The organism is Streptomyces fradiae ATCC 10745 = DSM 40063 (assembly GCF_008704425.1).
In the GTDB taxonomy this organism is placed as follows: Bacteria; Actinomycetota; Actinomycetes; order Streptomycetales; family Streptomycetaceae; genus Streptomyces; species Streptomyces fradiae.
In genome coordinates this window covers 6,145,288-6,158,805 of sequence record NZ_CP023696.1, presented here as the reverse complement: position 1 = coordinate 6,158,805, position 13,518 = coordinate 6,145,288, and the positions used below count along the sequence as shown (strand labels likewise).

The following is a 13,518-nucleotide window of genomic DNA, read 5'->3' as shown; positions in this document are numbered from 1 at the left end:
CCGGCGCCGACGCGTGGTGGGGCCTGCCCGCCACGGACCGTTCCCGTCGTACGCCGCGCACATTCCACCGCGGGTCCGCGCGCCGTGTCCCGGCCTCGGACCTCGCCGGACAGATCCCGGACAATCCCCGGACAATGGCCCTCCCCGGCGTCGGCGGCCTCCGTGCGCCGGTGGACGGACCACTCCCGAGGATGGAAGGAACCAGAGGTGGGACGCCAGGAACAGCCGCTGGACCCGCAGCAGGGCCCCGTGGCCCGATTCGCCTACGACTTACGCGACCTGAGACGCCGTGCGGGCAGCCCGCCCTATCGGCGACTCGCCGCCCGGACCCACTACTCGGCCTCCACCCTGGCCGCCGCCGCGGCCGGCCGGCGCCTGCCCAGCGAGGCCGTCCTCGCGGCCTTCGTCAGCGCCTGCGGCGGCGATCCGGTGGAATGGGAGCAGCGCCGGATCCGCGCGCACCACCTGTCGACGAATCCCCCACCGCCATCGGTGGGGGCCGCTCCGGCTTCTCCGGTCTCCTCGCCCCTTTCTCCGGCTCCGGCCTCCCCGCTCCCTCCCCCGCCCCCTCCGGCCTGCTCGCCCTCTCCCCCGCCCCCTCCGGCCACTCCGATCGCACCGCCCGACTCCGCGCCCCGCGTCGAGGCGCCGCCGGCTGGTTCAGGGTCGCCGCCGCGGCGGGGGCGGCTGCCGCGCCGGCTCAGGGGCATCGCCGCGGCCTGCGTGGCGGCCGTCATGACGCTCGGCGCGCTCGTGTCCGGCGACTCCGCCCCACCCCAGGGCGCCTTGTCGGCGGACCGGACGCCCGTGGTGCCCGACCCCCCAGGGGGAGTACGGCCCCGAAACGACGGCCGGTGGCTGCGCACCGGCGCGGACATCCCGCAGCGCTACCGGCACCTGATCATCGAGGCCGGGACCATGTGCGACGTCCCCCAGGTCACGCCCGCCCTGGTGGCCGCCGTGCTGGAGGCGGAGAGCGGGTTCGACCCCACGCTGAGCGACCCGGCCAGGGACGAGTACGGGATCGCCCGCTGGACACCACGCGTCCTTCGCTACTACCTGCCGCCCGCGCGGCAGAAGACCGTCCCCACGCCGCCCTTCAGCCCAGAGGACTCCATCCCCGCCGTGGGCAGGATGCTCTGCGCCATAGCCCCCGAGCTCGAAGGCGTCCCGGGCGACCCGGCACTCAACCTCGCCGCGGGCTACCGCATCTCGACCTGGCGGGTCCAGCGGCAGGGCCCCGAGCTGCGGCGCATCCAGCCGTACCTCGACCGGGTCCGTGCCAACCTGGAGCGCTATCGGCCGTCGCCGCCCCGTTCGTAGGTCCGCCGGGCGGAGGACGCTCGGCGGTGCGTGCCGGGACACCGCGGTCCGGCACGCACCGGGAGCGCGAGGCGCAGGCCGCGCGGCCCGTGGCACGGCCTGACCTCACGTCAGCCTTCCGCGTGCGGCTGCCGCGGGACGCCGGCACCCCCGCCTCGCGCACCCCCGGCTCGCGCACCCCCGGCTCGGGCAGGACGCCACGGCACCGCTGCGTATGGATGCCGTCAAAGGGGCGGTCGGGGGCGTAAGGGGGTCGTCAACGGGGGGCGGTTTCGCGCCAGGGTGCGCTTGTCTCGTGGAGTCCGTTCCTCTCCGAACCTCTTCTCTCTAGGAGCATGCGATGGCCGATGTGGCCTTCGTCGTCACCACGGTCGCGGTATTCGCGCTGGTCGTCACGATCGCCAGGGGGGTGGCGAAGCTGTGACCGCCGAGAACGTCGTCGGCCTCGTCGTGGCCGTCTGCCTGCTGGGCTATCTCGTCCTCGCCCTCATCAAGCCGGAGAGGTTCTGACGGTGACACCGGTCGCTTCCGCTCCGGGGGCCATGAGCCCCGTTCTTGCCGACGTGCTCCAGGTCTCCGCGCTGGTCGCGGCGCTCGCCCTGGTGCACCGCCCCCTCGGCGACCACATGGCCGCCGTCTTCTCCCCCGGCAGGCACCTGCGGGTGGAGAAGTGGATCTACCGCGCGGTCGGGGTCCGTCCCGACACGGAGATGCGCTGGCCCGCGTACCTGCGCGGCGTGCTGGCGTTCTCCGCGATCAGCGTGCTGTTCCTCTACCTGATCCTGCGGACGCAGGACACCCTGCCGGGTTCGCTCGGCTTCGCGGCGATCACGCCGGACCAGGCGTTCAACACGGCCGCGTCCTTCGTGTCGAACACGAACTGGCAGTCGTACGCGGGCGAGTCGTCCATGGGGCACGTCGCCCAGACGGCCGGCCTCGCGGTGCAGAACTTCGTCTCGGCCGCCGTCGGGATGTCGGTCGCGGTGGCGCTGGTCCGCGGTTTCGCCCGCTCCCGCACCGGTGAGCTGGGCAACTTCTGGGCCGACCTGGTCCGCGGTGTCGTCCGCGTCCTGCTGCCGATCTCCGTGATCGCGGCGGTCCTGCTCGTCGCGGCCGGGGCGGTCCAGAACTTCGCCGGCATCCACGAGATCACCACGGTCACCGGGCAGACGCAGTCCATCAGCCCCGGAGCGGTCGCCTCCCAGGAGGCCGTGAAGAACCTGGGCACGAACGGCGGCGGCTACTTCAACGCCAACAGCTCGCACCCCTTCGAGAACCCGAACGGCTTCTCGAACCTCCTGACGATCTTCCTGCTGCTCGTCATCCCGTTCTCGCTGCCGCGCACCTTCGGCAGGATGGTCGGCAGCGTGCGGCAGGGCTACGCGATCGCCGGCGCGATGGCCACGATCTGGTTCGCCGGCGTGGTCCTGGTGACCTGGCTGGAGTACGCCCACCCGGGCACCGCCTCGCAGCTCGCGGGCGGCGCGATGGAGGGCAAGGAGCAGCGCTTCGGCGAGGGCGCCTCGTCGCTGTTCGCGGTCTCCACGACCATGACGTCGACCGGCTCGGTCAACTCCTTCCACGACTCCTTCGGCGGCCTGTCCGGTGGTGTGCTGCTGCTCGGCATGATGCTGGGCGAGATCACGCCCGGCGGTGTCGGCTCGGGCCTGTACGGGATGCTGATCATGGCGGTCGTGGCGGTGTTCGTCGCCGGCCTGATGGTCGGCCGCACCCCGGAGTACCTGGGCAAGAAGATCGGCACCCGCGAGATGACGTACGCGGCCTGCTCCATCCTCGTCACCCCGGCCCTCGTGCTGACCGGCACGGCGGTCGCGATGGCCACCGGGCATGGCGAGTCGTCCATGACGAACACCGGGCCGCACGGCTTCTCCGAGGTCCTGTACGCCTACACCTCGGCCTCGAACAACAACGGCTCCGCCTTCGCGGGCTTCGACGCGAACACCGGCTTCCACAACACGGCGCTCGGCCTGTGCATGTTGCTCGGCCGGTTCGTGCCGATGGTCTTCGTCCTCGCGCTCGCGGGCTCGCTGGCGGGGCAGCAGCCCGTCCCCGAGACGGCGGGCACGCTGCGGACCGAGAAGCCGCTGTTCACCGGCCTCCTGGTCGGCACGATCATGATCATCACCGGTCTGACGTTCTTCCCGGCCCTCGCCCTGGGCCCGCTCGCCGAAGGGCTCGCGGCATGACCACCGACGTAGAGAAGCGGGACGCTGTGTCCCAGAGGACGGCGGCAACCCCCACCCTCGCCCCCCATTCCGACGTCCCCTCCGGGCACAAGGAGCCGGCCGGCCGGGTCGGCGGCGGCCTGTTCGACGCCAAGCAGCTGGTCAAGTCCCTGCCGGAGGCGCTGCGCAAGCTCGATCCACGCGTGATGGCCAAGTCGCCGGTGATGTTCGTGGTCCTGGTCGGCTCGGTGGTCACCACCGGGCTCGCGGTGAAGGACCCGAGCGACTGGTTCGGCTGGGCGATCACCGCCTGGCTGTGGCTGACGACGATCTCCGCGAACCTGGCGGAGGCGGTGGCGGAGGGCCGGGGTAAGGCCCAGGCGGACACCCTGCGCAAGGCCAAGACCGACACGGTCGCCCGCCGGATCATGGGCAAGAACGAGGAGCGCGTCCCCGGTACCGAACTGAAGATCGGTGACCTGGTGGTCTGCGAGGCCGGCGACATCGTCCCCGGCGACGGTGACGTCGTCGAAGGCGTCGCGAGCGTGGACGAGTCGGCCATCACCGGCGAGTCGGCCCCGGTGATCCGTGAGTCCGGCGGCGACCGGTGCGCGGTCACCGGCGGTACGAAGGTGCTGTCGGACCGGATCGTCATCAAGATCACGGCTAAGCCCGGCGAGACCTTCATCGACCGGATGATCAACCTGGTCGAGGGCGCCGCCCGACAGAAGACTCCGAACGAGATCGCCCTCAACATCCTGCTGGCGTCCCTGACGATCGTCTTCCTGCTCGCCGTCGTGACGCTGAAGCCGTTCGCGATCTACGCCGGGGCCGACGAGCAGACCTCGGTGATCGTCCTCACGGCGCTCCTGGTCTGTCTGATCCCGACCACGATCGGCGCGCTGCTCTCCGCGATCGGCATCGCCGGCATGGACCGCCTGGTCCAGCGAAACGTCCTCGCGATGTCCGGCCGCGCGGTCGAGGCCGCCGGCGACGTGTCCACGCTGCTGCTGGACAAGACGGGCACCATCACCCTGGGCAATCGCCGGGCATCCGAGTTCGTGCCTGTGCGCGGTACGAAGGAGGCCGAGGTCGCCGACGCCGCCCAGCTCTCCTCGCTCGCCGACGAGACGCCCGAGGGCCGCTCGATCGTCGTCCTCGCCAAGGAGAAGTACGGCCTGCGAGAGCGCCACCAGGGCGAACTCGCACACGCCACGTGGATCGAGTTCACCGCCCAGACCCGCATGTCCGGCGTGGACGTCGACGGCCGGAAGATCCGCAAGGGCGCGACCGGCTCGGTCATCGCCTGGGTCGAGAAGCAGGGCGGCACGGTCGCCGCCGACACTCGCGAGCTGACCGACCGCATCTCCCAGGCCGGCGGCACCCCGCTGCTCGTCGCCGCCGAGGACGACAAGGGCGCTCGCGTCCTGGGGGTCATCCACCTGAAGGACGTCGTCAAGGACGGCATGCGCGAGCGGTTCGACGAGCTGCGCCGCATGGGCATCAAGACGATCATGATCACGGGTGACAACCCGCTGACCGCGAAGGCCATCGCCGACGAGGCGGGCGTCGACGACTTCCTCGCCGAGGCCACCCCCGAGGACAAGATGGCCCTCATCAAGCGCGAGCAGGCCGGCGGCAAGCTCGTCGCGATGACCGGAGACGGTACGAACGACGCCCCGGCCCTCGCCCAGGCGGACGTCGGCGTGGCCATGAACACGGGCACGTCGGCCGCGAAGGAGGCGGGCAACATGGTGGACCTCGACTCCGATCCGACCAAGCTCATCGAGATCGTCGAGATCGGCAAGCAGCTCCTCATCACCCGCGGCGCGCTGACCACCTTCTCCATCGCCAACGACGTCGCGAAGTACTTCGCGATCATCCCGGCGATGTTCGCGGTCGCCTACCCGTCGCTGGACAAGCTCAACATCATGCGCCTGGCCTCGCCGGAGTCCGCGATCCTCTCCGCCGTCGTCTTCAACGCGCTGATCATCATCGCGCTGGTCCCGCTCGCCCTGAAGGGCGCGCGCTACCGGCCGATGAGCGCGCACAAGATGCTCCGCCGCAACCTGGGCCTCTACGGGCTGGGCGGCCTGATCTCCCCGTTCGTCGGCGTCAAGCTCATCGACCTGCTCATCTCCCTCATCCCCGGAATCGGTTGATCGTCATGAACAACTCCGTAGCGAACACGGGACGCCTGGTCTGGGCCGCGCTGCGCATGCTGCTCGTCCTCACGGTCGTGACCGGGATCGTCTATCCGCTCGTCGTCACCGGCATCGCCCAGGTCCTGTTCAACGACAAGGCCAACGGATCGATCGTGAAGGTGGAGGGCGAGGAGGTCGGCTCCGCGCTCATCGGCCAGACCTGGAACCTGCCGAGGAGGAACCCCGACGACGCGACCGAGGCCGCCCGGCCGGACCCGAAGTGGTTCCAGCCGCGCCCCTCCGACAGCGGGTACGACCCGCTGTCCACCGGCTCCAGCCAGCTCGGCGCGTCCGACCCGACACTGACCAGGCTGGTCGGCGACGCCAGGAAGGCCGTGGCCGCCTTCAACGGCGTGCCGGAGTCCGAGGTCCCCGAGGACGCGGTCACCGGCTCGGCCTCCGCGATCGACCCGCACATCTCCCCGGAGTACGCGGAGATCCAGATCAAGCGGGTGGCCGAGGCCCGCGGTCTGTCCGGGCAGCGGGTCGCGAAGCTGGTCGAGGACCACACCGAGGGCCGCACGGCCGGCTTCCTCGGCGAGCCGCACGTCAACGTCCTCAAGCTCAACCTCGCGCTGGAGGACCTGGCCGCCCGCTGACGGTCCGGCCGGCGGGCCGCCGCCGGGAAGGCCGGGTGGCGCCCGCCCCGCGTCGGGGCGGGCGCCCGCGCCGGCCACGGCCCCATCCGCCTCGACACGAAGGACCCCCATGGGACGCGGAAGGCTCCGGATCTACCTCGGCGCGGCTCCGGGAGTGGGCAAGACGTACGCGATGCTCGCCGAGGCCCACCGCCGTGTCGAGCGGGGCACGGACTGCGTGGTCGCCTTCGTCGAGCACCACGGCCGGCCCCGTACGGAGGCGCTGCTGCACGGCCTGGAGCAGGTCCCGCGCCGCGAGATCGCGTACCGGGGCGGCGTCTTCACCGAGATGGACGTCGACGCCGTACTGGCCCGCCGGCCCGCCGTCGCCCTGGTGGACGAGCTCCCGCACACCAACATCCCCGGCTCGCGCCATCCCAAGCGCTGGCAGGACGTCGAGGAACTGCTGACGGCCGGGATCGACGTCATCTCGACGGCGAACATCCAGCATCTGGAGTCCCTCGGCGACATCGTCGAGTCGATCACCGGCGTACGGCAGAAGGAGACCGTCCCCGACGAGGTCGTCCGCCGCGCCGACCAGATCGAGCTGGTCGACATGTCGCCGGAGGCACTGCGGCGGCGGATGGCGCACGGGAACATCTACCGGCCGGACAAGGTCGACGCCGCCCTGTCGCGCTACTTCCGGCCCGGCAACCTCACCGCGCTGCGCGAGCTGGCCCTGCTGTGGGTGGCCGACCGGGTCGACGCGTACCTCAACCGGTACCGCTCGGAGCAGGAGGTCTCCGCGATCCGGGGATCCCGGGAGCGGATCGTGGTCGGCCTCACCGGCGGCCCCGAGGGCCAGACCCTGATCCGCCGGTCGGTCCGGTTGGCCGAGAAGGGCGCGGGCGGCCAGGTCCTCGCGGTCTACGTCTCCCGCAGCGACGGCCTCGCCTCGGCCTCGCCCAAGGAGCTGGCCGTGCAGCGGAGCCTGGTGGAGAGCCTCGGCGGAACGTTCCACCACGTCAAAGGGGAGGACATCCCCTCGGCCCTGCTCGAGTTCGCCCGGGGCGTCGACGCCACCCAGATCGTCCTGGGCGCGAGCCGCCGCCGTTCCTGGCAGTACGTGCTCGGGCCCGGGGTCAGCGCCACCGTGGCCCACGAGTCGGGCCCCGACCTGGACGTCCACATCGTCACCCACGACGCCGCCGGCCGCGGCCGGGGGCTGCCCCGGCGCCAGCGCACCCGCCTGGGAGGTCCGCGCCTCGCGGCGGGCTGGCTGGTCGGCGTGGCGGGGCCGCTCCTGCTCACCCTGGGGCTGGCGTCGACGGGCGGCGGTGCGGGGCCGGCCTACGAGACGCAGCTCTTCATGGCCGTGACGGTCGCGGCGGCGCTGCTGGGCGGCATGTGGCCCGCGCTCACCTCGGCCGCCGTCGGCTCGCTGCTCCTGAACCGGTACTTCACGTCCCCCGTCCACACATGGACCTTCACCGACCCCGGGAACGCCTTCACCGTCCTCGTCTTCTTCGCGGTCGCGGCGGCCGTGGCGTCGGTCGTCGGGCTCGCGGCCCGCCGCACCCGGCAGGCGGCCCGGCTGCGGGCGGAGTCCGAGACCCTGTCCCTGCTCGCGGGCAGCGTGCTGCGCGGCGACACCAGCCTGGAGGCGCTGCTGGAGCGGGTGCGGGAGACGTTCGCCATGGAGTCCGTGGCCCTGCTGGAGCGGGCCGGCGACGCGGGGCCGTGGACCTGTGCGAGCGGTGCCGGCACGGCCCGGCCGGTCGCCCGGCCCGAGGACGCCGACGTCGACATGCCCGTCGGCGACCGTCTGACCCTGGCCCTGACCGGCCGGGTCCTGCCCGCCGAGGACCGCCGGGTCCTGGGCGCCTTCGCCGCCCAGGCCGCCGTCGTCCTCGAACGCCGCCGCCTCGTCGGTGAGGCCGCCGAGGCCCGCAGGCTCGCCGAGGGCAACAGGATCCGCACCGCCCTGCTCGCCGCGGTCAGCCACGACCTGCGCACCCCGCTGGCCGGCATCAAGGCCGCCGTCACCTCCCTGCGGGCAGGCGACGTCGAGTGGTCGCGGGAGGACCGCGCCGAGCTGCTCGCCGGCATCGAGGAGGGCACCGACCGCCTCGACCACCTGGTCGGGAACCTGCTCGACATGTCCCGGCTGCAGACCGGGACCGTCAGACCGGTGCTCCGCGAGACCGGGCTCGACGAGGTCGTGCCGACGGCGCTGGGCGGCGTGCCGGAGGGCGGCGTCGTGTCGGACATCCCGGAGACCCTGCCCATGGTCACGGTGGACCGGGGGCTGCTGGAGCGGGCCGTGGCCAACATCGTCGGGAACGCCGTCAGGCACGCCCCGTCCGGCACCCCGGTCCTGGTCTCCGCCGGCGCGGTCGGCGACCGTGTGGAGCTGCGCGTCGCCGACCGGGGGCCCGGTCTCCCCGACGAGGCCAAGGACGCCGTCTTCGACCCCTTCCGGCGGTACGGCGGCGCGCCGCCCGGCGCCGGTGCCGGGCTCGGCCTCGCGGTCGCCCGCGGGTTCGTCGAGGCCATGGGCGGCACCGTCACCGCCGAGGACACCCCCGGTGGCGGGCTGACCGTGGTGATCGCACTGCCCAGGACGCCGGACCGGCGGCCGGTGCGGCCGGAGCGTCCGGCCGCACCGGCCGCCTGAGCCGTCGCCGCCCGCCGGATCGTCCTCAGCCCGCCTCGGCGAAGGCCTCCACCGCCTGGATCTTGCCGGTGACGATGATGACGTCCCCCTTCGCGACCACGGTCTCGGCGGTCGCGTGGGTGAAGCCCTCACCGGGGCGCTTGATGCCGACGACCGTGACCCCGTGCCTGGACCGCACGGCGCTCTCGCTCAGCGGTACGCCGGTGATGCTGTCGGGTGCGACGGTCTTCACCAGGGCGTAGTCGTCGTCGAACTCGATGAAGTCGAGCATCCGCCCCGTCACGAGGTGGGCCACGCGCTCGCCCATCTCGTGCTCGGGCAGCACGACGTGGTGGACGCCGAGCCGCTCCAGGATCTGGCCGTGCTGGCGGCTGATCGCCTTGGCCCAGATGTTGGGGACGTTCTCCTCCAGGAGGTTGGAGGCGATCAGGATGCTGGCCTCCATGTCGGTGCCGATGCCGACGACCGCGCTGGTGAACTCGTGCACCCCGAGCTGCCGCAGCACCTCGGGGTCGGTGCAGTCGGCGACCGCGGAGTGCGTGAGCGTGTCGCTGTGCCGCTGGACGAGGGCGGGGTCGGTGTCGATGCCGAGTACGTCCCAGCCGCGCCGGGTCAGCTCCAGGGCCAGGGAGCTGCCGAACCGGCCCAGGCCGATGACGGCGACCCGCTGGTCGGCCGTCTCGGAGCGGTGCTGGGCGAGCCGCCCTCGGCGGCGCCGGCGCAGGGGGTGCGGGTGGTCAGCCAATGACGGGTCGCTCCTCGGGCAGTTGGTAGCGGCGGGTCCGCTCTCGCAGGGCGAGGGCCGAGACCAGGGTGACCGGACCGAGCCGGCCGACGAACATCAGGAAGACCAGCACCAACCGGCCCGAGTCCGGGAAGTCGGCCGTGATGCCGGTGGACAGACCGACGGTGCCGAACGCGGACACCGCCTCGAACAGGACGGCTTCCATCGGAGCCGGGGAGACGGTCAGCAGGGCGAGCGTGGCCGCGACCACCAGCCCCACGGCCAGCAGGGCGACGGTCAGCGCCTGGCGCAGCACGTGCGGGGCCAGACGCCGGCCCATGACGGTGGAGTTCGGCTCGCCCCGCACCTCCGCCCAGATGGCGGCGGCCAGGACCGCGAACGTGGTCACCTTGATGCCGCCGGCCGTGCCGGCGCTGCCGCCGCCGATGAACATCAGCGTGCAGGTCATCAGCAGCGTCGACGCCTCCATCGCGCCGATGTCGACGGCGTTGAAGCCGGCGGTCCGGCTCATCGCGGAGTGGAAGAACCCGTTGAGGAGCTTCCCGCCCCAGTCGAAGCGCCCCAGGGTCCCGGGGTTGGTCCACTCCAGGAGGCAGGTGAGCACCGTGCCGGTCAGCAGCAGCGCGACCGTGGTCGCCAGGGTCATCCGGGTGTGCAGCGACCAGGTGCGCCGCCCGGTCAGCCTCCGCCGCGTGCGGTGCCGCAGGAGTTCGAGGAGGACCGGGAAGCCGAGCCCGCCCAGGATGACGGCCAGGGCGATGGGGAGCGTCACCCAGGGGTCGCGCGCGTACGGGGTGAGGTTGTCCACGTGGAGCCCGAAGCCCGCGTTGTTGAAGGCCGAGACGGCGTGGAAGAGCCCGGAGTACGCGGAGTCGGCGATGGACCGGTCGTAGCCGAACCGGAAGCGCAGCGCGAGCAGGGCCCCCACGGCGAGCTCCACGGCGAGCGTCGTGCCGGCGACCCCGAGCAGGACGCGGCGCACGTCGCCGATGCCCAGGCTCTTCGTCTCCGCCGCCGCGGTCAGCTGCATCCGCAGCCGCAGCCTGCCCGAGACGAGCAGCGCGAGGAGCGAGGCCATGGTCATGATGCCGAAGCCGCCGACCTGGATCAGCGCGAGGATGACGCCCTCGCCGAACCCGCTCCAGTACGTCCCGGTGTCGACCACGACCAGGCCGGTCACGCACACCGCCGAGGTGGCGGTGAACAGGGCGGTCACGAGCCCTGTGGCCCCGCCGTTCTCGGAGGACACCGGCAGCGTCAGAAGGAACGTCCCGAGCAGCACCACCGCGGCGAAGGCCAGCACCAGGGACCGGGCCGGGTGCACGGCGAACAGCGACCGCCGCACCCTCGTCAGCTGCCCCGCCACCCGCCGGCCTCCCTCACCTCACCGCCACAGAGCCGGAGGTCGCGAACCCGTCGACGAACCGGCGGCGATCACCTTACCCCGGTGTCCCGGACCCGGCGGCGGCGTGAGACACCGCCCCGCGCGTGGGCGGGCCCCCTGCCGCGAGCGCCCGGGACGCCGGACGGCGCCGCCCGGTGTCCTCCCCCGGACCGGCCGGGTGGGGAGGCCGGGCAGCCGGGCTGCCCGGGCGCGTCACGGGCGTCCGCGCCGGCAGTCGGGCCGTCCCTCCTGCCCGCGGTCGGGCGACCTCACCGCTCGCCCGCGAGGTCGAGACCGCCCCTGCTGGTCTCGGCCGCGCCCCCGGTGTCCCGCGGGCGGCGCCAGGGACGGGCGATCGGGCCCGACACCGCCCGCCACCACGGCTCCACCGGCACCTCCCCCGCCGGCTCGAACGGCTGCCCCGGCCGCGGGAGCGCCACCGCCTGGCCGGCCTCCTCGGCCGCGTCCTTCGTCCACTCCCCCGGCTCGGCCCACGCGTGGAAGGCCAGGTTGAAGGTGGCCCAGTGGATGGGCAGCAGCACGCCGGAGGGCCGGCCGCCCTGGAGGTCGAGGTGGGCGCGCACTCCTTCGGCGGGCGTCATGTGGATGTCCGGCCAGAAGTCCGAGTAGGCGCCGATCTGGATCATGGTGGCGTCGAACGGGCCGTGCGCGGCTCCGATGTCGCGGAAGCCGGGGAACCAGCCCGTGTCGCCGCTGTGGTAGATCCGGTGCGCGGGGCCCTCGGCGACCCAGGACGCCCAGAGCGTGTGCTGCTGGTTGCGCAGGCCGCGCCCGCAGAAGTGGCGGGCCGGGGTGGCGGTGAGGCGTATGCCCTTGACGTCGGCCGACTCGTTCCAGTCCAGCTCGCGCAGCCGGGACGGGGCGACGCCCCAGTGCTCCAGGTGGGCGCCCACCCCGAGCGGCACGGCGAACAGCGTCCCCGTGCCGGCCAGGGCGCGGACGGTGGGCAGGTCGAGGTGGTCGTAGTGGTCGTGGGAGATCACGACGGCGTCGACCGGGCCGAGCGCGGCGAGCGGCAGCGGCACGGGGTGGAGCCGCCGGGGTCCGGCGAACGAGAAGGGGGAGCAGCGCTCGCCCCACACGGGGTCGAACAGGATGCGCGCCCCGTCGATCTCGGCGAGCACGCTGGAGTGCCCCGCCCAGGTCAGGCGCAGTCCGGAGGCGGGCGGCCGGGCCAGGTCGGCGGTGGTGTCCGGGTGGAGGGGCACCGGCCGGGCGGGGGCGCGGCGCAGGCGCTCCTCCTTGCGGAAGTACGTCTTCGCGAACTCGACGGCGGACCCGGAGGGCCGGTGCCGGGTGGCTCCGGGATTGCGGAAGGAGCCGTCGGCGAAGTTCGGCGAGCGGCGGACGCGCGCCAGCCGCTCGCCGGTGGCGTCCGCGCCGAAGGCGGCCGGACGCAGCGAGCGGACGCGGGCGCGCAGCCGGCCGAGGGGATCGACACCGCTCACGGCACCTCCAGAGGAATCGGGTGCCTCCCATTATGGGCGCCGGGTACGACAGCGACCCGGCGCCCGGCACGGCCCCGCGCGCTACAGGGGCAGGAGGTCGGGGCGCTTGGCCGAGACCCGGTCGCCGGAGCTCTCGCCGCGCAGCCGGCGGCCGATCCACGGCACCAGGTACTCGCGGGCCCACTGGACGTCGTCGCGCCGCACCTCCAGGGTGCCGCGCGGCGGGAGCGGCGGCCACGGCTGGTCGGGGTCGGCCGGCACGTCGAGGCCGAGGACCTGGGCGGCCCGCAGCGCGACCCGCGTGTGGCCCTCCGGCGACAGGTGGAGGCGGTCGGCGTCCCAGGCGCGGCGGTCCTGGACGGTGCGCAGCGACCACAGGTCGAGCACGGGGCAGCCGTACCGGTCGGCGATGGCGCGGACGTGCCCGTTGTACGTGGCGATCTTGCCGCGCAGCCGGCGCAGGACCGGGACGCCGCGCGTGTCGAAGCCGGTGGTCACCACGACCGTGCCGATGGCGGCCTTCAGCTCCGCGACCGCGCGCTCGAACCGCTCGGCCACGTCGTCGGGGTCGCTGCCGGGCCGGATGATGTCGTTGCCGCCCGCGCAGAAGGTCACCAGGTCGGGTGCGAGCTCCTTGGCGCGGGGCACCTGCTCGGCGACGATCTGGTCGAGGAGCCTGCCGCGTACCGCGAGGTTCGCGTACCGGAAGTCCCGGTCGTCCGGGAGCCGGTCGGCGAGCAGGACCGCGAGGCGGTCGGCCCAGCCGACGAACCGCCCGTCCGGGCCCGGGTCCCCGACGCCCTCGGTGAAGCTGTCCCCGATCGCCGTGTACGACCCGATCATGTCGTTCTCCCCCATCGTCGAATCGTCTGCCACGGCGAGACATCATCCTCCGCGGGATGTGACCTACGCGACCGTAGGGAGGGGTTGACTGGGCGTGATTTCCACCACC

The 13,518-nt window shown here is 73.2% G+C and carries 10 protein-coding genes and 1 pseudogene; 7 read left to right on the top strand and 4 right to left on the bottom strand.

Annotated features, from left to right (window positions below; translation table 11 throughout):
* Window positions 1-84: 84 nt before the first annotated feature.
* The 7 genes and pseudogenes from CP974_RS30880 to CP974_RS26900 form a co-directional block, all read left to right on the top strand.
* Window positions 85-423, top strand: a pseudogene (locus CP974_RS30880) (helix-turn-helix domain-containing protein); the annotation flags it as partial.
* 312 nt (window positions 424-735) lie between these two features.
* Window positions 736-1,323 carry a lytic transglycosylase domain-containing protein gene (locus tag CP974_RS29835; RefSeq protein WP_140160762.1) on the top strand — a complete coding sequence of 196 codons (588 nt, stop codon included), beginning with the start codon at window positions 736-738 and terminating at the stop codon, window positions 1,321-1,323.
* Window positions 1,324-1,743: 420 nt separating this feature from the next.
* On the top strand, window positions 1,744-1,833 hold the full coding sequence (kdpF, locus tag CP974_RS26920; RefSeq protein WP_037937286.1) for a K(+)-transporting ATPase subunit F: 90 nt from the start codon (window positions 1,744-1,746) through the stop codon (window positions 1,831-1,833).
* A 32-nt stretch (window positions 1,834-1,865) separates the two neighbouring features.
* The gene (gene kdpA / locus CP974_RS26915; RefSeq protein WP_031130028.1) at window positions 1,866-3,530 is read left to right on the top strand and encodes a potassium-transporting ATPase subunit KdpA; all 1,665 of its coding nucleotides are present in this window, start codon (window positions 1,866-1,868) and stop codon (window positions 3,528-3,530) included.
* Window positions 3,527-5,671, top strand: a complete 2,145-nt coding sequence (gene kdpB / locus CP974_RS26910; RefSeq protein ID WP_031130027.1) for a potassium-transporting ATPase subunit KdpB — start codon at window positions 3,527-3,529, stop codon at window positions 5,669-5,671. Before kdpA ends, kdpB begins: the two co-directional genes overlap by 4 nt.
* A 5-nt stretch (window positions 5,672-5,676) precedes the next feature.
* On the top strand, window positions 5,677-6,312 hold the full coding sequence (gene kdpC / locus CP974_RS26905; protein ID WP_031130025.1) for a potassium-transporting ATPase subunit KdpC: 636 nt from the start codon (window positions 5,677-5,679) through the stop codon (window positions 6,310-6,312).
* Between the two features lie 109 nt (window positions 6,313-6,421).
* The gene (locus CP974_RS26900) at window positions 6,422-8,968 is read left to right on the top strand and encodes a sensor histidine kinase (RefSeq protein WP_031130024.1); all 2,547 of its coding nucleotides are present in this window, start codon (window positions 6,422-6,424) and stop codon (window positions 8,966-8,968) included.
* A 25-nt stretch (window positions 8,969-8,993) separates the two neighbouring features.
* On the opposite strand, the gene CP974_RS26895 is transcribed toward CP974_RS26900, so the two are convergent.
* The 4 genes from CP974_RS26895 to CP974_RS26880 all read right to left on the bottom strand — a co-directional run bounded on the left by CP974_RS26895 (window position 8,994) and on the right by CP974_RS26880 (window position 13,442).
* Window positions 8,994-9,713: a potassium channel family protein gene (locus CP974_RS26895; RefSeq protein WP_031130023.1), complete on the bottom strand. Its 720-nt coding sequence runs from the start codon at window positions 9,711-9,713 to the stop codon at window positions 8,994-8,996.
* Complete coding sequence (locus CP974_RS26890) at window positions 9,706-11,079, bottom strand: TrkH family potassium uptake protein (RefSeq protein WP_051839200.1); 1,374 nt, start codon at window positions 11,077-11,079, stop codon at window positions 9,706-9,708. The genes CP974_RS26895 and CP974_RS26890 overlap by 8 nt, the downstream gene beginning before the upstream one ends.
* A gap of 287 nt (window positions 11,080-11,366) precedes the next feature.
* Window positions 11,367-12,566 carry an MBL fold metallo-hydrolase gene (locus CP974_RS26885; protein ID WP_031130021.1) on the bottom strand — a complete coding sequence of 400 codons (1,200 nt, stop codon included), beginning with the start codon at window positions 12,564-12,566 and terminating at the stop codon, window positions 11,367-11,369.
* An 81-nt stretch (window positions 12,567-12,647) separates the two neighbouring features.
* A complete protein-coding gene (locus tag CP974_RS26880; protein WP_037937283.1) occupies window positions 12,648-13,442 on the bottom strand; it encodes an SGNH/GDSL hydrolase family protein in 795 nt (264 codons plus the stop codon).
* Window positions 13,443-13,518 lie beyond the last annotated feature (76 nt).

Excerpts from the sequence above, each read along its gene's own strand:
- CP974_RS29835 (WP_140160762.1), top strand. The coding sequence starts at position 736 with ATGACGCTCGGCGCGCTCGTGTCCGGCGACTCCGCCCCACCCCAGGGC.
- kdpA (WP_031130028.1), top strand. The coding sequence starts at position 1,866 with ATGAGCCCCGTTCTTGCCGACGTGCTCCAGGTCTCCGCGCTGGTCGCG.
- kdpB (WP_031130027.1), top strand. The coding sequence starts at position 3,527 with ATGACCACCGACGTAGAGAAGCGGGACGCTGTGTCCCAGAGGACGGCG.
- kdpC (WP_031130025.1), top strand. The coding sequence starts at position 5,677 with ATGAACAACTCCGTAGCGAACACGGGACGCCTGGTCTGGGCCGCGCTG.
- CP974_RS26900 (WP_031130024.1), top strand. The coding sequence starts at position 6,422 with ATGGGACGCGGAAGGCTCCGGATCTACCTCGGCGCGGCTCCGGGAGTG.